Origin of the sequence: Wolbachia endosymbiont (group B) of Melanargia galathea (assembly GCF_964030625.1) — a bacterium.
Lineage (GTDB): Bacteria > Pseudomonadota > Alphaproteobacteria > Rickettsiales > Anaplasmataceae > Wolbachia.
Genome location: NZ_OZ034910.1, coordinates 359,373 through 380,175, shown reverse-complemented (window position 1 = coordinate 380,175; position 20,803 = coordinate 359,373). Strand labels below are relative to the sequence as shown.

Here is a 20,803-nt window from a genome sequence, read left to right as displayed (position 1 = left end):
GTAAAAAGCATCTAATGTTTTAAGCTTAAGCATTAGGTGGAGGAGGGAAGAACTCTGTTTCCCCTCTTAGATATAAAATCTGTAAGAAAGATAAGAGTTCCCTCCTCAAAAGTATAGGCTGGACGGTATCGTAGAAAGACCTAAATGGCTCTAATTCTGTATCCACAAGGTTAGCCTTACTTTTCGTTTTAAATGGTAACGTATGGGGTTATATATGATCAACAACTTTCTTGGAATTGATGTATCAAAAGATCGCTTTGATGTTTTTCTTTCATTCATAAGTAAAAAAGAAAAGCGTGAAACTAGGAAAAGAAGCTTTAAGAACGATGATCTTGGGTTTCAAGGTCTGCTGAGTTTTCTACAAAAGCATAATGTGGAAGAAGTAAAGTCATGCATGGAGGCTACTGGTTGTTATAGCGAAGCTTTGGCTGAATTTCTGCACAATGCTGGACATTTTGTTAGTGTTGTAAATCCTTATTGTATTAAATCTTATACAAGGAGTAAACTCGTAAGACAAAAGAATGATCAGACTGATGCAGAAATTATTGCTGATTATTGCCAAAGACAGGAACCAACTCGTTGGACACCACCTTCTTCTGAAATGAAAAAATTAAAACATCTTTATCGTTGCTCAGTTGCGTTAAAAGATGAATTAGCATTAGTAAATAACCACCTAGAAAAAAAAGAGAGACTGCCTAAAGAAGTTGCAAATGCTTGGGAAGACCTTGCAATGAATATAGCTCAAAAAATAGAAACAATAAAAAACTCCGTACGTGAACTATTAAAGCAACACAAAGAGTTGTTGGAAAATTTTCAACTTCTACTGACTATTCCAGGCATAGGAGAGGAATCAGCAGTAGCTATTTTAGCTGAAATCCCTGACATAAAAGCTTTTAGAGATGCCAGGCAATTGGCAGCATATACAGGAGTTATACCGAAAAATATAACATCAGGTTCATCTGTACATTCTAAACCAAGATTAAGTAAATCAGGTTCACAAACATTACGTAAGGCCCTTTTCTTTCCTGCCATAGTAGCCAAGAATCACAATCCTATCATTGTGAGTTTTTGCCAAAGACTAAAGAAGAAGGGTAAGCATAATATGGCAATTGTGGGAGCTGCAATGCGTAAGCTACTCCATATCATTTTCGGTATCCTGACATCCAAAAGTGCTTTTGATCCAAATCATATCAAGAATTACAGAACTAGGATGTTGACTGTAGTTTAAAATCAAAAAATGCTTCCAATCCATTCAACATATTCACTAACTGTAATCTGTGTACTGTTACACAATCAGAAGTATTTTTTGATTTTATGATACAGCTTGAGTAATTTTTTTGTTGACTAGCAAGACAGTATCTTTCTTGTTCTTTTTTCTATTTCTGCTAGAATAATGGCTGGTATTATGCCCCTTATGCCTCCGCCGTCAACTGAAAGGATGTATTTTGCCACTGTGAAATTTATTTGTGTTTTTGCTCAAGCTCATTAACTTCTTCAATGAGGTTTTTTACCCGCTCCTCAAGGCGATAAACTGTTTCCATTAGTTCGTGATTTCGTTCTATAAATTGATCATGAATTTGTACTTTTAAATCAAGCTTAGCGAGCCACCAAATTGTTGCTATGGTCTGTATTACTATCGTTACTATTACTGTGATTGGGATTTTTTGCTTTTTCATGTGAAGATATTAACTTGTTATGGATAGTTTTAGAAGTTTATATACAGATTATAGAAAACTTACAGCTTTAGTGATTTCTTTCTATTGATTTGTATCGATCCTCTGCTTCTGCAAGTAGCTTTATTATTTCTCTGTAAGGTTTATCTTTGTTGTGCCTTGATGCCATTACAGCTATTCTTCTAGGGCTTTTTCCATTGCTATCCTTTATGTTAGGATTCGCTCCTTTTTCTAATAGAAACTCAACGATTTCTAAATAGCCTTGATCTGCAGCAGAATGTAGCGCTGTCCATTTAAATTTATTAGTAGCATTAATATCAATACCATCTTCTACTAAAAACCTTACGATTTCTAAACATCCTTCTCCTGCAACATAACGTAATGATTTTTCACCAATACTTATATTATCTTTTATCAAGGATTTCACAGTTTCTAAGTCACAGTTCTTAGCTGCGATTTCTAATGTGGCGCTGTAACTCTCATCTCCTTTTTTAAACAAGGAAAAATATATAACCACAATACACACCGTTAGCACTATAAGAAAAATTAATCCATCAAATTCTCCTTGACGTATAATTGAATTTTTATGAAAAAGCCTTCTTACATTTCTGCTCATGTAGTACTGCAATAATTATACCCATCTAGAATTAAATAATCATTTGCTTAAGTTTCACTTAAACAGCTTTGCTCACTGTTGCCTCTACTATAGTTTGATATCCCCTATTATTGAGAATATGTTCTGCCTTGCTAATTATCCATTCACCTTCAATTTCCTGACAAAATCCTGAAAGACTGATCTTAGCTTCTGCAAATAATTCTGGATTACCAGGAACAGTTACATTTAAATTTGATGTACTACGTTTTAATTGTCTTAACTTAGCTGCTGCTGCACTAATTGCTGATTCTGCAGTAGAGTAAAGCGTTTGCAGAGTATAACTTGGACCCTCATTTCCCACTTCCTCTTCTATAGTTTCTCCCTTTTCATAACTGTGCCATTTTGCAATAACAGATCCATATTTGTTACGCACATTAAAATTTACCTCCCAATTTATAACATCTTTAGGTGTAAGTACTGTTGTGCCTAACATCTTTCCAGTTGCTGATCTTGCTTCTCCCTTTGGAATAAAAATTATATATCCTCCTGCTGGTTTTACTAGTGCATCATATTTTTTCCCTAATCCTTCCAAAAAACTCATGTCGCTTTCTTCTGCTTGGATGATATGTGGTACAAATATATTTTCAAATCTTTCAGCGACTTTACTTTCATACCCATGCTTTTGTGCTATTTCTTTAATTAAATCTCCTAAGGTAATGTCCTTCCATTCCTTTGATTTTCTTTCCTTTAATGATCCTCTTAAACTTGCAGCATCACATTTTATTCTTAAAGTTTGTGGTGGACTTTGTATTGTAATTTGATTTGCCTTATATACTCCCATAGGTAGTAAACCTGTTTCTTTATATCCGAGAAAAATTTGTAAATTACCCTTAAGTTCTAAAGCGCTAGAGCTATAACTAATATATATCTCGGCTTCGTCACTTGTAGTACCGGATCCATCAGTTACACGTAGTGATATTAAACTCTTTTTTAAAACCTCTGTTACTGGGTTATTTTTTGCTACTATATCAAAATCTGGTGTCATTCATCTAAAATATTTATAACAGATTCTTTCAATATTCTCTGAATTTTAGGAAGCTTAATTTTTAATCCAGCGGGCAAAAAACTTCCATGTTCTACAAGTCCTGGATTTTCAAGCAATACTTCCTCCACTGCTCCACTACTGTATCCATAATGTTTCCAGCAAATTTCATCTAACATTTCGTTTTCTTTAGTGTAATAATAAATCACTTGCTGTAACTTTTTAACTTCAAAATAAACTCAACTTTTCTTGGTTTTCCATCAGGAAAAAATAATATCTGTTTTTCTTCTACATTAGTAGTGACAAAATTTCCAAGCACATTTCCTGAATTATCAACTAGAACGTGTGGTTCTTGAGTATCACGTATATTTTTTAGCTGTTCTAAGCCATTACTCTGATAATGTGGATAAATCACTCCTGTCAAATCAATACATTCAATTCCTGAGCCAATGTTTTGTAGCGACGTTTTTTCAATACATTCAATTGTATACCACCTTTCTTCTTTAATGTATCTTAGGCTTGTTAGTTCAAGCTTACATTTCCCAAGCAACATTAATGCAACTCTTCAACTATATCAAAAAGTGCTCCACGTGCTTGTTCTCTAAACCTTTCTATTACTGCATCAGCAACACTGCGCACATCTTCAGACTTAATGTTGATATTAAACGTTTGATAGAATGCTTGGTTATATACTTTCGATTCCCTATTTTCATATCTACTTTTCTTGAATGCTTTCTCAACTTCTTCTTGTTCTATAGCTCTTTTTTCTTCTATAACACTTTTAATTTTAAAATTCTCAAAATTGCTTTTGCTATTTTCTGAAAATTGTTTAATAGCACTATTATTTGTCAATGAGGTTCCGTTACTGAAAATGCTATTTTTAGAAAGCTCATTAACAACATTTCCATTATTTTCAAATTTTCTAATCGGACTATTCTCAGCAAATATACTACTTACTGTATTTCCCATCCATGAAAAAGCTTCTCCTATAGGTTTAATGAGTGATTTCCAAAAGCTAGAGAAAAAGTCTTTCACTTTTTGCCAGTTAGTGATAACAAGAGCTGCACCAGTGACAAGACTTGCTACTAAAAGTCCAATCGGGTTACTCATTACAGCAAACGTTATTGCTCTTAGTCCTGTTATTACTGCAGGAAAAACTGTAGCTGATAAAAATGAAAATACTCCAAGTAGGTTTGCTTTCAGACCAAAAATCGTACTTCCTAGCAATGTAAATCCGTATCCTAGTCCTACTGCTGCAATTTTTAAACTTATCAAAGCTGCTAAAGTACTCATGATTGCCGTAGTTAAAGTTGGATGTTTTTCTGCAAAAGAAGCTATACGCTCTGTTATTGTTTTCAAACTTCCAGCTACATAATTTAAAGTAGGTAACATTACTGACCCTAGATTCATGCCAGCTTCAAATACTGCATTTTTAAGTAATTGTAATTTATTAGCTGTAGTATTTGCCCGATTGTTAAATTCGTCCTGCATTGAAGCGTTATATTTTTCTTTATCAGCTAAATGTTCAATAGCTTTCTTGTAAATGTCTAAGCTTCCTACTAAAAGAGCAATGTCATCTTGAAACCCAGCACCAAATAGATTCATAAGAATACCGGCACGCTCTTGATCATCTATTTCTTTTAAAGTTTCAAGAAATTGCAATATTGCCTCTTGAGGATTTTTTTTAATGGTTTGTTCAAGCTCTTCTATACTTGTTCCCATCTCATCTAATGCATCATGAAATTCAGGACTTTGCTCTCTTGCAGTCTGTAGTTTACTAAGAAAGTTATTTATAGCAGTTGCTGCTTTTTCAGGTTGTTTACCTAAGCTTATGAACGCACTTGCTAAGCTACTTGCTTGATCAATTTCTAAACCAAACTGTTTAGCATTACCACCAATTCTATTCAGTGTAAGAACCATTTCCTTAGCTTTGGCAGCAGTATTATCTGAAAGATGGTTTATTATGTTACCTACATTTTCCATACCATCAACTTTAATTCCATAGACATTGGATATTTTCGCAATAGCATTACCAGCTTCTTCTGAAGACATGTCAAACGCTGTGGTCATTTTAGCAACTACTGTTGTAAACTTCATAAGATCATCTTTGTCAATACCAAGTTGACCACCACTTGCAGCTATTTGTGCTAATTCTGCAGCTGACAAGGGTATTTCACGAGATAATTTCTTTAATTCTTTAGCAAACTTTGATGCTTCATCTTTAGTATCATTTTGCACAAATTTTACTACTTTTTTTACATCAGCCATAGCACTTTCAAAATCAATCGCAACCTTGATCGGAGCTGCAAGCGAAAGACCTAGTCCAATAGTCTCTATAATTTGTGACTTAAAATGTGCTTTGCTTGCTAAAAAACTTTGGTGATTACGTATTGCAGACCCAAGCTTACCATACTTACCTTTTAGCGCTTCAACAGATGAGCCAAGTTTATATTGATTACTTACTAATGACTTAATATTTCTTCCACTTTTTCTTACTTCTTCATTAAATGAATGCAAAGCATCTCTCTTTTTCAAATATGCTTCTTTTGCTTTTGTTGCAGAAAACTTAGCTTTATCAAACTCAGCTTTTAAAGTTTTGCTTGGTTTCTCTATTGCTTTCATTTGTTTAGCTAAAGATTTTACCTGATCTTCAAAGCCCTTCCACGACCTCCTGCTAGTCAAAACATCACTACCCAACTGCTTAAACTTTGATACTGATTTTAAAGATGAATCAAGCTTTCTTATATTCTCACCAAGATAAGTAAGTTGATTACTACTGCCCTTTATTACAGTATTAAAACTGCCATCAAGTACCGCACCTATTTTTATCGATAATACTGACATTTGAACTCCCTAGCTAATTTGCTCCATAAAATAAACTCACTAATCTCCATATCAAGAATGTGCTCAACTCCACCACCTATGATAGAGCCAAGCACTAGTATTTCTAATCTCAAGTTTTTTGGATAATCGGTGAAAAAAAATCCTTTAATACTTCTTGAATTTTCACATAATCAGCAATATCTAACTCTTCAATTGCTTCTTTTGCAACTGATGTCAAATTGGCAGTCAAAGTTACTTCCTTATTTAGGTCACTACCATTAATGCGTTCTATTGCCAAGTAGTCTCTAACTTTTGGACGTCTAATGGTAAGTTCTGAGACAGAAATTCCATCTACTGTTATTGGATTATTAAGTGTTATAGCTTGCATATTCCTCCTTAAAAAGCTAATTAAATAAAAGTCTATATCGGCTTTTACATAACTAATTTCTTTGTATGGTGCTATAAATAGGATTAGCTTTGATAAGAATCTTTCCTATGTTCAATTGAAGTAATAACTACTGTATGCTCTGGCGCATCTATGTAATAAAGTATACGGTAGGTACTTACACGTAGACTACGTTGCCCGCTTAAGTTGTGCTTTAATGGCTTTCCAAGTCCAATTGGATCAGCTGTTAGACGCTCCATTATTGCCTTCTTAATCATTAACTTTACTTTTGCTGGAAGAGCCGGAATGTCTTTCTTTATAACAGATTCTGAATAGTCTATATTGTAAGGCTTAATCCCAGAAGGCATCTTGATGTTTAACCCTCTTTTCTTTATAGCGTTCGTCAGCAATCTTAGATAATTCCATATCTTCAATTTCTTCTTCCATTAATTCAGTTAATAACTTTAAAACGGACTTGTCTTGAGATTGTGCTACACTAACAAGTAAACCAGTTAGCTGCTCTATGGAATTTGTATGAGCTTTAGAATCCATATTAACTATATACCTACAACTTCTTATATTTTAACATTTTTATGTAATTTTGTCAACCATATTAGATCCCTAGAATCGTTTGTAGCAAGGCCATTTGATCAACACCATTTATCTTTCTAATCATATTTTCAGCATCGATTTCTATTAACTCATTACCACCTATAGTAAGTTTATAGTAATGAGCAGCTACAGTACACTTCAGCGTTGCTTTTTCAGCAGGTTTCCAGCTACCAAAGTCAAATTCTTTGAATATGCCTCTAAGGTTGATAATTACTCCTTCAACCTCATTGCTACCACTACCTTGCATTCCTCCACGGAGCGTTAAAGATACTGAGTTTCCATCTATCAAGCCAAAAAGTCTAAATAGTTCTGAATCATACTCAGCGAAAGTAAAGTCTGCTTCAAGCTTTTCCATGCCCATGTCAATATTTATTGGGATATCCATACCACCAGCACGATATTCTTCGGTTTTTATGGTGAGCTTTGGTAACGTTATCTCATCAATTTTTCCTGCATAACCACGACCATCAACAAATACGTTAAAATTTCTCAGTATTTTCGGTAACATTTTTCTCCCCTTTTTATAATATTGTACCACTCACAAGATGTGAACTGAAAGTAATCTGTTCTGCTGGATATGGTGGTATAAACTCAAAGTCAAAGTATACTTTTCCACTTGCAATGTTTGTTGGTGTATTGAGTTCTGGGGTTGCATAACATTTTCCGCTAATAATCGCCCCTTGTGCTTTTAAACTTGCCAGATAAGAATTCACCCCCTCAATTACATCATCTATATAAGTTTTGGTGATATTGCGATCAACTGCCCATAAATGAGCTCGAAGTAAACTATCATTGATTAAATCTGCAGTCCTTCTCACTGATAAAAAAGCCCATTTTGAGTCATTTGAACATGTTCTATTTCCCCAAAGCCTGTAGCCATTTTGATGAATTATCGTTGTTACTTCATTTTCATTTAAGTGGTTTGCTCTGCAATTTGTATTACCGAGCGTAAAATCAATAGGCCTGCTTGTTCCAACAATACCATTTATCTCTTTATTTGAAGGTGAGTGCCAAAATCCTTGTTCGCTATCTACTTTTGCTATTAAACCAGCTACAAATGGGCTTGCTGGCAAGGTTCCTTCTTTTCCTTCAATAAATACCTTAACCCAAGGGTCAACTACGTAAACTCTTGAGCTGCCTACACTTTTTCTCCATTTTATTGCTTCTTCATCATTGGTATTTGGACCATCTGCTACTATTATGCTTCTCAGCTTTTCTGCTATAGGAATTAATGCTGCAACCACTGCATCTTCTGGCAGTTGGTGAGTAAATTGAGGTGCAATTAATATTTTTGGAGCAACATGAACTATGCTTTCACTACTGAGGAATGCCTCTATCCCTTGATACTCTCCAGTCTCTTTATCAACACCGCCAATTATATTTTGGATAGTTTCACTTTCTTTGAGCTTTGGATCACTGTTTTCACTTTCTTTAACTCGAATAACTACTACTGTTGCACCAATTTGGGAAAATACTCCATTTACTGCTGAAAAAAGAGTCCCCTTTTTGCCAAGTTTTACCGCTTCTTTTAAGCTTCCTGCAATTAACACTGGTTTATTTAGCGGAAATTTTTGCTCATCGGCTTCAGGTGCAGTACCAATTACACCTATCACTGATGATTTAGCTGTACGCACTGATCTTGTCCCTGAGGTAACCTCAATAACATTTACCCCATGTAAAAATTGTTCTGTCATAGCTATTATAAACTTTCTAAAGAATTCTTCACTTGCTTTTTAAAATTGTTAAGAAAACTCTTTGATTTTCTTTTGATTACTACTTTTTAAGATTTAGTATATTTATTAAAATAAAGACAAAAACTAGAAAATATAGAAAACTACGCATTTTGTAATAAGTCTTCTTGAATATTCTTTTCACTTCGTTTAATACTCTTTTGTTAAATAGTAACTTTTTTTACCAATAAAAATTCTTTGGTGTCTATGGCTTGTTTTTAAGCTCTAATATCTTACGTAGTGAAAGATACAAGTATTTTGGTTTCAACTTATATATTTTTTAATGCCAAAGTTTATATGTTGCATCTAATCCTGGACATTGCCACGCTCTTAATGTCCTTTCTACATCTATTTCAAGTCCTGTAGTCAGAAAATTGCTGCGAAAGTTATATATTCCCCACTGAATAAATTGACCATAGATTGTGCTATACGTATGCTCACTTTCAAAGAACTCAGGTGTCTCACCAACTCTTTCACCTCCTGAGTGAAGATTAGATGACGTATAAAGTAACACTGTAACGGTTTTTCCTGCTGGAATGAGTATGTTACCTGATGCAATAAATTCAGGACTGTTAATTTCATGCTGGTAAATACGTGTCCAAGTAATTCTCGAAATCTCTGACTTTCTTGTATTAGTTTTATCAGGTGTACCTATAAATAATCCTGCTCCTCCATAATTAACTTCATCTTTATACCACATTGCAGATCCAGCAAAGTTTAGAGTTTTACTTATATCTACATTGCTTGTGTTTTTTACGAATATTACTCCCAATGCAGCATAAGGGTATTTCAGCATATTGAATTGCTCAGAAAATCCATCATACATAAATCTTGGGTATGATTCTCCATAGATAAATGTACCTTTGCTTCCCTCTAAAAAACTGAGTTGTCTTGGCCGATAAAAACTAACATAGCTTGTATCATATGTGTGAGTACCTGCTAGTAGTTGTAGCATATAGTCTGTTTTTGTTACATCACTACTCCACTGACCAAGCTCAGTTGTAAAAGTTCCTTGGCCAAAGTAATTATTTTTTCTACTTAGTACACCAAATAAAAAAGGTAATGCTCCAGGTTCAATCATATGACGATTTCTTACTTCTTTCATGATTGATGAGCTACTTGGTACATCATTAACAGTACGGAAGTTATTCACTAAACCTTTAAGACCATCTTTATGATCATTGCCAACACTGTTTATTGCTGCAATATTGGCATTCTTTCTCGTATCAAGTAGCGATAAATTTGTTGTTCCTTTTTCATCAATTCTCTTTAATAACTGCTTCTCTGATTCAGAGATCACTGCTAAAGAACTAGCTTTTTTATTATCCAGATCAGTTAAGTGTTTTTTTGCACTATCAAGAAGTTCTTTTAGCTTACCATCAGTCATCTGTACAATTTCAGAAACCGCACTTTTGTCGATTATTGATTCCAGTGCTTTAGCAAGATATGCTAATTGATCTGGAGTACTGTTTTCTGCTAAATCCTTAAGTCTTTTTTGTAGTGCATCAATTATTTCTTTTATTTTAGCCATTTGCACAATATCAGAAATAGCTTTTTTATCTGCTATCAATTCCAGCGATTTTGCAAGATATGCAAGTTGATCAGGTGTGCTGTTTGCTGCTAAATCCTTTATCCTTTGGTATATTGCTTCTTTCATTCCCAAAAATTCAAAAAAGTTTCAAATCTAAATCGTTTAAAATTATTTTTTAGTTGATTATGCTCATCTTCTCTTTCGGTAATATCTTCATCTACTTTTTCTATAGCTCTTCGAATACGTACTACATCTTCCACTGCAATATTTTCTGGATGAGGTAATGGATACTCTCTGCTTGTTTTATCATTTGGCATTTTTTTTATGTTATAACAATCCGCAAGTTTTTTACCTTTGGCCGATAAACAACCGTTCCACTTAAAACCAATTTTATCCTTGTCTCATTAGCATTAAAGTTTGTCAGTACATGAGTTCTCTCCACCCAGCTTTCTCCAATTGGTTTTCCTGATGTTAAATTTACTAATTGCCAATCCACGTTTTTTTGTACATATGCTTTAACATCTGCAGTGCCAGGTATCAGCGCATCATACGTTATGGTGATTTTAGTGTTAGCTCCTGCTGTAATGCTTCTAGTTACATAATCTCCTTTTTCCCCTATATTACCCATAACTAGCTGTAACCCAGGATATAGCACTGGACTTTTTTCTTTTGACCCTTTTAAATTTGCCTTTACTGTTAGCTCTCCAGATAGTCTTTCACGCAGCGCGAGCGGCAAGTTATCAGATAGAAAATTTTCTTTTCCTTCTTCATCTGTCAGAATAAATTCTACATTGGTATCAAATGCTACTTTTTCGACGTTCGTCAAAACAATTAAATCTGATACGTTATTTGCAGTAACTTTACCAAGATCAATAACGTGAGAATTTTCGCTAAATTTTGCAGCTAGTAGTCGAAACGTTAAATCTAAATTTTGATGTGGAGTCCAGGTGCTTGCATTGCTAGATGAAAGTAATACTCCTACTTGATATGGCTGACTTGTTACCCAACGGCTATTTACTGCATCATATTTGCCAAGTTCTGCTATTTTGACTGCAGTACCAGGATCATCAGTAAGCAGTACTATTGCATACTCCTCTCCTGCATGGCAAAACACTGGTGACCACTTTATACGTGTTGCTGTGCCATCTACTTTTATATCCTTTGGCTCAATATAGCTTTCAGCAATGACAGTCTGCTATATCCTTTGGCTCAATATAGCTTTCAGCAATGACAGTCTGCGAGGGCATTCCCACTGCTGTTTCTCTAATCTGCACAACAACACGTTTTTTGCCGCTATTTGTGAACCATAAATCTAGACCCCCTATGTGTCTGCTCTCATTTAAAGTAAATGTTTGTGCTAAAGGATCAACTCTTCTTGCTGCGATAACTCTTCTTCTCTCTTCTATGGTAATAGTTTTTTTACCAGTGTACGTTGCTTCTCCATAGCTTCCTTTATCCCCATAAAATTGTACTAATTTAGTACCTGCTGGAATATTTGCCGGCACTTTCACCTTTCCCTTTAATTTTCCCTGGTTGTTAGCTGTTATCATATTTTTCACCTCTATGCCATAGGCTGAATGACGATACCATCAAACTTCACTTCTTTGAGCTTTTCGTTTGGGGAAAAACCTTCAATTTCAAAATTCTGTACTGCTTCTCTCATAAATTCAGCTTCGTATGAAGTACTTGACAGCAGCTCTGTTGTTTCTTTAACATTAAATACTCTAGTTACTGGACTTTTCCAATTCGTGGTAACCTCCGTCCAGTGGTCTATATTTTTATTTAGAGTAATTTGTGCCGGAACTGGATCAAAAGCTTGATACGGATTAATTTTTTCACTTTTAGTCTGTAAAAGCTGTTCCAATACCGGCTCAAGTTCATACGGTAAAAGATAAGGTTTTGTGCTCTTTTCAACATCAATAATTTCTACATCTATCGGTAAAATTAGTTCCTTATTTACTATTGCTGCAGACTGCGAAATTCCTTGATCGCGCATATCATCATCAAAGAATGAATCAACAAATACTCCTTTTTTGGTGGTAGGTTCTCTTGAATTTGCATCACTGCGTAGACGTTCCTCTGCAACCAGCGCATAAAGATCATTTATTCCTTTTTTCATTGCTTCAAGCTCATTCATCGGTACAGCATGAATAGCATTATTCACTATTTTTACCCCTTCTTTTTCTCCGTTTTTCCATGTCTGATGAATGTAGCAGAGCAAAAGTTGTCCACTAGGCGCTTTAGGCATCGATGGTCTCCAAGGGTGAGCTATGCCTTTTATTCTTCTTACTACTCCTTTGCTATCGATAGTAATTAAATCATAGCGGGGCATTTTCCAGGTGTAATCAACCAGAACCAAGCTATTATCAACTGCTCCTTTCACTTTACATCCCTTTTCATTTATATCTTCAGGGCTTACATGAGTGCGATAGCGGTAAGTGATTTGATAACTACTTCCAGGAGCTGGCTCTTTACCTGGTAGTGACCAATCAACATTTCCTGCGTTTAGTTTGTAATCTGTACTATTTTCATAAATTACATTGCCTTGTTTAGCTTGAATAATCTCAAGTACTGCAGAGTCAGGTATTGGATCAACAGCTCCTGAGTATGAACCGTGAGTAATGGTAATAGTTTTTTGAATAGTGATATCTACTTTTTTAATTTCACTGATTGGAAAATCATTAACTTTAAGTTCCATTACCCTTTGGCTATTTGGCTGAAAAGTATGTGGTTCTGATTCAACTGATTTTATATCTGGATCTTCATCAAAAGAAATGCGAATACTGTGAGGTAACTCAATCTCATAACCATCAACATGAGCTTTGCCTTCATTAATCACAAATATTTTTTTTCCTCCTTCTCCCTCTTCCTTTTGCAGGAACATTACTTCAAGACCATTTACGACGTAGGAACCATTTGCTTCTTTGTCATAACGAGCAAGAGCTGTGGTTACTATATTTGCTTGTGGAGGTGGTGAATGTTCTATCAATACTCCATTTTCAATATGGTAAATTGGGTAAAATTCTCCTTCAGAAAAACGTGGAGAAAGACCTTCAGATTGATAACCCCAAATGGTAGAAACTTTAAGTCTTGCTGCTCCTACTTCCTGATAGTTTCTTGTACCAACTGCAGGATCACGAAGATTTTCATCCTCAAGCTCTGTAATGGTAGATAGGGTGAAAAAAACACCTATACGAACTGTGGTACTCAGTGGAATAATAAATTCTTCTTTTTCGACTTTTCTAACTGCTCCACGAAGATAGATTTTTCCTGATTCAAGCGTAACTTTACCAGTTTCTCTATCTATAATACAATTGCTTCCTGTTATAACATCGCCATCACGAAATATTGCATCGCCTATGCCTTTAAGCTTAGAGAGAGCATACTCCTGAGTCTCGTTTAATTCTGCAGACTGTAGACCTCTTCCTGCAAGAAACAAGCTTTTTTCGTATTCTTTGTCAGGATTAAAGCGGTTATAATAGCTATTTAAGGTCATCTTTTTTCTCTTTTTCTAAAATGTCACTACAAACGAAAAAGTTTCCCGAGTTGCAGCAGTTCTGATAAGTGGTACGGTATGCTCTAAAACTAATAAGATCCCTGGGTCTTCTATATCTTGTGGTTCAAAATATCTCTGTCCAGGAGGCAACTTTTCTTTTACCTTTGTACCAACCATAACTCCTAATTCCCGTATAACTTGATTTGCTGCGTCCGTGAAATCGAAAGTAAATTTAAGGTATAAATTATTGGTTGGTACATTTGAGGACCTAAACCTCCCTGTTGGAGTCAAAAGCTCTCCATTCTCATCACCTGTGCAAAAGAGAACTTCATCTGCAGTACGTCTACCAAGCTCATTGAGCAGTTTTTCAGAAGTTATCAGCTCTGGTGGTGTGCTTTCAGTATACTCTATAGTAACTGCACTATTTGCCGTGATAGAGCTATTTTCCGTACGTTTAATTACACCAGTACTGCTATCAACTGTATAGTCAATACTTGGCTGATGCATTGTTTGTCCTGTAACAACCTTCACATCTTTAACAGGTTGATGATCAAGTTTTATTTCACCCTTAACGAAAGTTTTTTCTACTTTGTGGCTACTTCCAGAGCTTGAATCACCACTTCCCCAAGCAAGATGGATAGATTGTTTTTTGATGCTGGCTGCTATTGCTGCTCTTCCTGATTGTGTAAGAATTGACACCTGTGATGAGTTTGAAAGGCTTATATAATATATATTCAGGATTTGGAAAATTTTTGTCCAAAAAAAATGAATTTTTGCCTAATTTTTTGTTGCAGTATTATTTAAAAATCGAACTGTATTATTCTCGAAAAAAAACAATAGAATATCAATAGGTTAAAAATTGCATCTGTATTATTTATTTTTGCTCCTGTCCTACAAAGTGCACCTATAAGTTCTCATCCTTAAAGCTATTAATTGTTTTAAGGAGAAGTTATGAAACGTTATTCTGGTGTTGATCCTATAGTTGTTCAAAACATACAGTACCAAGTTAAAAGGTTAAAATTTTTTGAATGCTTTACTCATGAAACCCATGAAGATCTTGAGCAAGAACTCTTCTGTGAAATTTGGACTTATCTTGATAGATATGATGAAAGTAAAGGTAGCTTTAACACTTTTGTAGCAAGATTAACTGAACGTCGTGCCAATAACTTATTGGAGAAACAACTATGTATTAAACGCAACATTAATAACTACGTCAATATTGAGAAAACAGAAGCTTTTGAAGATGAAGTAGCAAAACGTACTGATGTAGATTACATGATTTCAACGCTACCAAGAAAGATGCAAAAGATATGCGAACAACTCAAGTACTTTAACTTATATGAAGTTGCTAAGATGAACAACATATCAAGAACTACTTTAAATACTATGGTAAGAAAAATACGTATAAAACTCTCTTCCATCTACTACAAGGGTAAAAAGAAAAATTGAACATAAATTCTACCTTTCCTGAATATATAACATATACCATTGAGGTGAATAAATGACTTTTAAAATTTTAAACAATAATGAAAGATTGAAAACAACTACAGGCATAAAAGTAGTAATTTTTGGTCCTTACGGTATTGGTAAAACCAGTCTCTTAAAGACTATAAGTGAACCAACACTATGTCTTGACTTTGAAGCAGGCCTGCTTGCTGTTCAAGATTGGCAGGGAGATTCAATTAGTGTTCGTACTTGGAATCAAGCTCGGGATATTGCCTGCCTAATTGGTGGTCCGAACCCTGCACTAAAATCTGATCAAGCGTATAGCCAAAGACACTATGAGCACGTATCAAGTAAATACAATGAAGAGTTTTCTAAATATCGATGTATTTTTATTGATAGCATCACTGTAGCATCACGTCTTTGTCTCTTATGGGCAAAAATGCAACCGGAAGCTTTTTCTGAGAGAAGTGGAAAGCAAGACATGAGAGCTGCTTACGGAATACTTGCGCAAGAGATGATGGCATGGCTCAATCAATTTCAACACATCGGAGATAAAGACATCATCATAGTTGGCACACTAGGTCAATATCTCGATGACTGTAATCGTTCAACATGGCTACCTCAATGTGAAGGGGCTAAAACTGCTAGTGAAATTCCAGGTATTGTTGATGAAGTAATTAGTATGGTTGGAATCAAGAAAGATGATGGTACAGAGAAACGTTTATTTGTCTGTCAAACTATTAACTCTTGGGGATATCCAGCTAAAGATCGCAGTGGTTGCCTTAACATGGTTGAAGAGCCGCATCTGGGTAAATTACTTGCGAAAATTAAAGCCAAAACCTTGGCTTCTGTTGCCTAATTTTAAAAGGAGTAATATGGAACAAAGCTTTTTCAATATCGGTCAAAAAATCCCTTTTTACAGCGTAAAGGAGTATTTAAGTGATCAAACGCCAATACCAGAGGATATAATCTCACCAAGAATTTTAACAAAAAGAGGTCTATTGGTACTGGGTGGCCCACCTAAAATCGGCAAAAGTGACTTTTTGATCTCTTGGCTTGTCCACATGGCTGGAGGTATTTCTTTTCTTGGTATGACGCCAAGTAGACCTTTGAAGATCTTATACATGCAAACTGAAATTGAATATGAATATATGAAAGAACGTTTGCAACAACTTGATCAAGAACTTTTAAATGTAGCTGCTGAAAACTTAATCATTACACCGAAAGTTCAACTATCATTTAACAGTGAAGAAATAAGTGAAATAAAAAATTCTTTAAACGAAAAAGGCTTTAAACCTGAAGTTTTAGCTATTGATCCTCTTCGTAACATCTTTAGTAGTGAATATGGCAATGAAAATGATAATAGCGCTATGCTATTTTTCTTGCAAAAAACACTTGAAAGACTGAGAAATGTTATCAATCCAGATTCAGGCATAATACTCACTCACCATACAAAAAAACTCTCTAAAAAAATGCTAGAAGAAGATCCATTTCAAGGCTTAAGCGGTGCTGGTTCTTTGAGGGGATTTTATAGTACTGGTATGGTGATGTTTGCTCATGATGAGGAAAGTACTGTACGTCAGATAGTATTTGAGCTTCGTAATGGTGAACGTGTGGCAAGTAAGCTTGTTGATAAGATAGATGGTCGTTGGAAGCTTGCAGACCAATGGAGTAACTGATTTTTACTTAATTTATAGGAGACAATATGTTATCAGATTTTTTAACTGATTTTAATACTGCAAAAATACAGAGTAGTTTGATACCCAAAGGTACAATAGTTAAGGTAAAAATGGCAATAAAGCCTGGAGGTTATGAAAATTGGTTCACGAAAAGCTACACTACTGGCAGCATCTATTTAAACGCTGAATTTACTATCACTGAAGGTCCATATGCAAAACGCAAGATTTTTCAGATTATAGGTGTCAAAAGTGGCAAAGCAGAAGGTGAAGAAGACATCTGGGGAGAATCTGGACGTTCTATGCTTAGAAGCATTTTGGAGTCAGCACGAAATATTCATGCACATGACACTTCAGAGAAAGCAGTTACTGCTAGAAAAATCAACTCTATAGCTGATTTTAACGGGTTAGAGTTTACTGCAAAAGTTGGTATTGAAGCCGACAGTAGATACGGGAACAGGAACAGAATTGCTACAGTTGTTACTCCAGAACGGCAGTCTGATCCTCAGAAAGGGGACTGGATACCCTTCTAGCAAGCAAAAGAATTATTTTTTATATTAGAGGACTCTTATGAATAAATTTCAAAAAACACTATTAATTAATAATCTTAAAGAATGTCTATCTTATTTATTGTCTGACAATCATGAAACAGCAGATGATCTTTCTAAGCGAGATGTAGCTAAACTTTTGACTTCAGTTATAAATGATATAAATCTTGCTAAAGATTTACTAAATAAGACCACTAAACAGCGTTGGAGAAGAGAGTATGATACTATTTTGCAGTTAATTGATAAGAAGTCACATGGAGGAGTTCCTTATGCTAAGAACTCGTTTAGTTACCTTTTTGAATATAAATTTGGCCTTAAGGGTTGTCATTCTATTCGCAAACATATTAACACTTTAGCTGCTGCTGGTTATATTAAATTTTATGAGAAAGAAATACCAGAAAGTAAAAGGCGAATCAAAGTTATGAAAGTAGTTGCAAATTTAAAAACGGCAAATCCATACCAACAAAATTCATAAAACGGACGCTGAGCTTAGTCAAACTTCAAATTAATTAAATTATAAACATATTGGAGATTGTATGGATACATATTGTGATTTTAATACAGCAGCTCCACTAAAGAATGGAAATTATAAGCCATTAGAGGAGAAAGAACAGTTAAAAGATCAACTTCTACTAAATATCAGGTCTTGTCTTTCATACCTATTACCAAGAGGAGTTTTTCGTGGTGATAAGTTTTATGTAGGCAATATACAAGGTGATAAAGGCAAGAGTCTAGTAGTAGAATTAAGTGGCAATGAAGCTGGCCTATGGCATGATTTTACAACAGGAGAAGGTGGTGATATCATTGATCTTTGGGCAGGAGTACATAGAAAAAGTACGAGAATAGAGTTTCCTGAAGTAATGACTTCTATAGCTCAGTGGCTTGGTCATTTCAAAACTTCAAGTAATCGAACTGCATATTGGGATTATTACGATGAAAACGGCCAAGCTATTGTTAGAGTCTATCGTTATGATGATAATAATGGAAAGCGATATCTTCCTTTTGATATAAAAAAGTCCGACTTTGGTGCACCGAAGATAAGGCCACTCTATAATATCCCAGGTATTTTGAAATCCGATAAAGTTATTCTTGTTGAGGGAGAAAAGTGTGCAGAAGCGCTGATAGAGAAAGGAATAACTGCAACAACAGCAATGTCAGGAGCAAATGCACCTATTGAGAAGACAGATTGGACTCCACTTAAAGGTAAACACATTATTATATGGCCAGATAATGATGAAGCAGGCAAACGATATGCTGAAAATGCTGCAAAGAAGCTGTTAGATCTTGGAGTTGCATCACTTGCTGTGCTTGAAATTCCTCAAGATAAGCCTGAGAAATGGGATGCCGCTGATTGTGTAAAGGAGGGTATAAGCATTGAAGAATTTTTAGCTTCAACTCCTTTACTTACTATTGATACCCCATCTACTGACATTCCAAATACTTCAAATATGAAAAGTTTAGAAAGATCTACAAAACAGCCGCTTAACATTTTAGACTGGAGTGTGAGTCGTTATTTAGGTTCAGTACCAATACAAAGGTTTCTTGTTGAAGGTTTATTTCCTTTAGGTGTTACCTCAATAGTAGCTGCTATGGGAGATACAGGCAAAGGAATGCTACTACTTGATTTAGCCCTCAAAGTTGCAAGTGATACAGATCAGATCTGTGGTTTTGGTTCCCTTGTTACAGAGCATGGATCAGTGGTGATTTTTTCAGCAGAAGATGATGCAGGTGAGATACACCGTCGTCTTGATCGTCTTGATCCTGGTAGCAAGAGAGCAGAATATCAAAATCGATTATTTATTATACCTATTCCAAATACGGGAGAGCCCTTTTCTATAGTGAAAAGCAACATGCGTGGTAAATGTCCTGAAACTTCAGATAAATTTGAAGACATTTGTAGACAATTAGATAAAGTAAAAGATCTAAAACTAATAGTATTTGATCCACTAGTATCATTTGTCCATGCTAATATAAACTCAGATCCAGAAATGGGATATTACGCAATGGGGTTACTTGCAAACTTAGCAAATGAAACAGGAGCAGCTGTAATTGTAGCACATCATATGAGAAAACCCAAGTGCAGTGAACCGATTACGACTGTGGAACAGGCAAGAGATGCGATAAGAGGTACAACTGCACTTGTTGATGGAGTTAGGTGTTCTTTTGCATTATGGCCTGCTTCAAAAGAGCATCAGAATACTGTGTTTAATACATTAAAGGTTAGTAAAGTTAATAATGCAGTATACCAAGGAGCTATAGTTAAGTCTAATGGAGCAACAGATAGGAATATAAGAACTTACTTACGCTCCTCAACTGGCTTGCTTGAGGATATATCTGAGGAATTTAAGCTTGGAAAATTATCTGATGAATACTTAAAAAAGATACTGATGCAAGCTATTGCAGTGTCAGCAGAAGAAGGTCATCCGTTTACTCATACAGGTGGACCAGGAGTGTTTCAACAACGGCATAGATTACCAGCTGCATTTCATAGTGTTAGTAGGCATAGACTTGAACGTTTAGCACAGGAACTATTAAACGAAAGAAAAATAGTAAAAGGTATGGCTACAAACTCAAAAGAGGATAAATGGCTTGATATCAAAACTGGTTCTTTTGCCAGAGGAGAAGGTAAGTTTAAGCTAGGTGCAGGAAGGTTTGAAATAGGTAACTTCTAAAAAATACTTAAAGCTCACTTATGAAAGTTTTGTGGGTTCATTTTGTCTCTCTGAAAGTAAGGTTTTAAGAACAAAAAATGAATTCCACACGACCAAATTTCCATGATTTCCGGAAAATTTATCAAGATTTGGAAATTAGAGTATATTCACACTTAAACTATTGAAATTCGTTGATTTTTAGCCATCTAATATAAGAAATATTACGTTTCCATTTCCAAAAAATTTAGCTAATTTGGTAATACTCAAACCCGCTACAGTGGCTGATTTCCACTTTCCGAGAATCTTATATATTATATATATAAATAATAATAAATGATATAATAATAAACTAATATAAAATACAATAACTATAGTAATGGTTCATAATAGCTTTTAACTAGTAAGCGAAAAGAAAGAAGTTTGGAAAGGTTGCCACAAAACATTATTAAGATATTTACATTTAATGAAAGATACAATTAGCGCGGTTTTAAAACGATTCTACGACTTCAGGGTACAATTAACCACCTTGACCTAAAGAACGCTTATAACAGCCCTTAAAAGCCGATTAACACTATGTCTTAACTTAGAAGAGAGA

The 20,803-nt window shown here is 35.0% G+C and carries 22 protein-coding genes and 2 pseudogenes; 7 read left to right on the top strand and 17 right to left on the bottom strand.

The window, feature by feature from the left end:
- Positions 1-214 precede the first annotated feature (214 nt).
- Entirely contained in the window at positions 215-1,228 is a 1,014-nt protein-coding gene (locus AAHF52_RS01735; RefSeq protein ID WP_264376686.1) for an IS110 family transposase, read from the top strand.
- Positions 1,229-1,350: 122 nt separating this feature from the next.
- Here AAHF52_RS01735 and AAHF52_RS01730 read toward each other — a convergent pair.
- The 17 genes and pseudogenes from AAHF52_RS01730 to AAHF52_RS01650 form a co-directional block, all read right to left on the bottom strand.
- Positions 1,351-1,452 (bottom strand): annotated as a pseudogene (locus tag AAHF52_RS01730) (patatin); the annotation flags it as partial.
- A gap of 8 nt (positions 1,453-1,460) precedes the next feature.
- Complete coding sequence (locus AAHF52_RS01725; protein WP_006015629.1) at positions 1,461-1,676, bottom strand: hypothetical protein; 216 nt, start codon at positions 1,674-1,676, stop codon at positions 1,461-1,463.
- A gap of 67 nt (positions 1,677-1,743) precedes the next feature.
- Entirely contained in the window at positions 1,744-2,289 is a 546-nt protein-coding gene (locus AAHF52_RS01720; RefSeq protein ID WP_214303457.1) for an ankyrin repeat domain-containing protein, read from the bottom strand.
- Between the two features lie 58 nt (positions 2,290-2,347).
- On the bottom strand, positions 2,348-3,313 hold the full coding sequence (locus AAHF52_RS01715; RefSeq protein ID WP_226079683.1) for a phage late control D family protein: 966 nt from the start codon (positions 3,311-3,313) through the stop codon (positions 2,348-2,350).
- Positions 3,310-3,519, bottom strand: coding sequence for a tail protein X (locus AAHF52_RS01710; RefSeq protein WP_405197565.1), 210 nt, complete (start codon positions 3,517-3,519; stop codon positions 3,310-3,312). Before AAHF52_RS01710 ends, AAHF52_RS01715 begins: the two co-directional genes overlap by 4 nt.
- Entirely contained in the window at positions 3,516-3,863 is a 348-nt protein-coding gene (locus AAHF52_RS01705) for a phage tail protein (protein ID WP_226079687.1), read from the bottom strand. Before AAHF52_RS01705 ends, AAHF52_RS01710 begins: the two co-directional genes overlap by 4 nt.
- A complete protein-coding gene (locus AAHF52_RS01700) occupies positions 3,863-6,154 on the bottom strand; it encodes a phage tail tape measure protein (protein ID WP_264376466.1) in 2,292 nt (763 codons plus the stop codon). Before AAHF52_RS01700 ends, AAHF52_RS01705 begins: the two co-directional genes overlap by 1 nt.
- A gap of 109 nt (positions 6,155-6,263) precedes the next feature.
- On the bottom strand, positions 6,264-6,521 hold the full coding sequence (locus tag AAHF52_RS01695) for a phage tail assembly protein (RefSeq protein ID WP_017532593.1): 258 nt from the start codon (positions 6,519-6,521) through the stop codon (positions 6,264-6,266).
- 83 nt (positions 6,522-6,604) lie between these two features.
- On the bottom strand, positions 6,605-6,886 hold the full coding sequence (locus tag AAHF52_RS01690; RefSeq protein WP_143688798.1) for a type II toxin-antitoxin system RelE family toxin: 282 nt from the start codon (positions 6,884-6,886) through the stop codon (positions 6,605-6,607).
- On the bottom strand, positions 6,870-7,070 hold the full coding sequence (locus tag AAHF52_RS01685; protein WP_007303020.1) for a hypothetical protein: 201 nt from the start codon (positions 7,068-7,070) through the stop codon (positions 6,870-6,872). Before AAHF52_RS01685 ends, AAHF52_RS01690 begins: the two co-directional genes overlap by 17 nt.
- Positions 7,071-7,131: 61 nt before the next feature.
- On the bottom strand, positions 7,132-7,638 hold the full coding sequence (locus tag AAHF52_RS01680; RefSeq protein WP_342068462.1) for a phage major tail tube protein: 507 nt from the start codon (positions 7,636-7,638) through the stop codon (positions 7,132-7,134).
- A gap of 13 nt (positions 7,639-7,651) precedes the next feature.
- The gene (locus AAHF52_RS01675; RefSeq protein WP_342068461.1) at positions 7,652-8,824 is read right to left on the bottom strand and encodes a phage tail sheath subtilisin-like domain-containing protein; all 1,173 of its coding nucleotides are present in this window, start codon (positions 8,822-8,824) and stop codon (positions 7,652-7,654) included.
- A 316-nt stretch (positions 8,825-9,140) separates the two neighbouring features.
- The gene (locus tag AAHF52_RS01670; RefSeq protein ID WP_342068460.1) at positions 9,141-10,517 is read right to left on the bottom strand and encodes a hypothetical protein; all 1,377 of its coding nucleotides are present in this window, start codon (positions 10,515-10,517) and stop codon (positions 9,141-9,143) included.
- Complete coding sequence (locus AAHF52_RS01665; RefSeq protein ID WP_262986446.1) at positions 10,514-10,708, bottom strand: hypothetical protein; 195 nt, start codon at positions 10,706-10,708, stop codon at positions 10,514-10,516. The genes AAHF52_RS01670 and AAHF52_RS01665 overlap by 4 nt, the downstream gene beginning before the upstream one ends.
- Positions 10,709-10,713: 5 nt before the next feature.
- Positions 10,714-11,941: pseudogene (locus tag AAHF52_RS01660) on the bottom strand (hypothetical protein).
- 11 nt (positions 11,942-11,952) lie between these two features.
- Positions 11,953-13,887 (bottom strand): DUF4815 domain-containing protein, encoded by a 1,935-nt coding sequence (locus AAHF52_RS01655; RefSeq protein WP_342068459.1) that lies wholly within the window; start codon positions 13,885-13,887, stop codon positions 11,953-11,955.
- Positions 13,888-13,902: 15 nt separating this feature from the next.
- Positions 13,903-14,586, bottom strand: a complete 684-nt coding sequence (locus AAHF52_RS01650; RefSeq protein WP_342068458.1) for a hypothetical protein — start codon at positions 14,584-14,586, stop codon at positions 13,903-13,905.
- A 252-nt stretch (positions 14,587-14,838) separates the two neighbouring features.
- Between AAHF52_RS01650 and AAHF52_RS01645 the strand changes: the two genes are divergently transcribed.
- From AAHF52_RS01645 to AAHF52_RS01620, 6 genes are all read left to right on the top strand, one after another.
- Complete coding sequence (locus AAHF52_RS01645) at positions 14,839-15,336, top strand: sigma-70 family RNA polymerase sigma factor (RefSeq protein WP_342068457.1); 498 nt, start codon at positions 14,839-14,841, stop codon at positions 15,334-15,336.
- A 52-nt stretch (positions 15,337-15,388) separates the two neighbouring features.
- Positions 15,389-16,192 (top strand): ATP-binding protein, encoded by an 804-nt coding sequence (locus AAHF52_RS01640; protein ID WP_265035221.1) that lies wholly within the window; start codon positions 15,389-15,391, stop codon positions 16,190-16,192.
- Positions 16,193-16,208: 16 nt separating this feature from the next.
- Positions 16,209-17,012 carry an AAA family ATPase gene (locus tag AAHF52_RS01635; RefSeq protein WP_342068456.1) on the top strand — a complete coding sequence of 268 codons (804 nt, stop codon included), beginning with the start codon at positions 16,209-16,211 and terminating at the stop codon, positions 17,010-17,012.
- 26 nt (positions 17,013-17,038) lie between these two features.
- Positions 17,039-17,542: a hypothetical protein gene (locus tag AAHF52_RS01630; RefSeq protein WP_265027977.1), complete on the top strand. Its 504-nt coding sequence runs from the start codon at positions 17,039-17,041 to the stop codon at positions 17,540-17,542.
- 37 nt (positions 17,543-17,579) lie between these two features.
- Complete coding sequence (locus AAHF52_RS01625) at positions 17,580-18,032, top strand: hypothetical protein (protein WP_265027978.1); 453 nt, start codon at positions 17,580-17,582, stop codon at positions 18,030-18,032.
- 61 nt (positions 18,033-18,093) lie between these two features.
- Positions 18,094-20,229 carry an AAA family ATPase gene (locus AAHF52_RS01620; protein WP_342068455.1) on the top strand — a complete coding sequence of 712 codons (2,136 nt, stop codon included), beginning with the start codon at positions 18,094-18,096 and terminating at the stop codon, positions 20,227-20,229.
- Positions 20,230-20,803 lie beyond the last annotated feature (574 nt).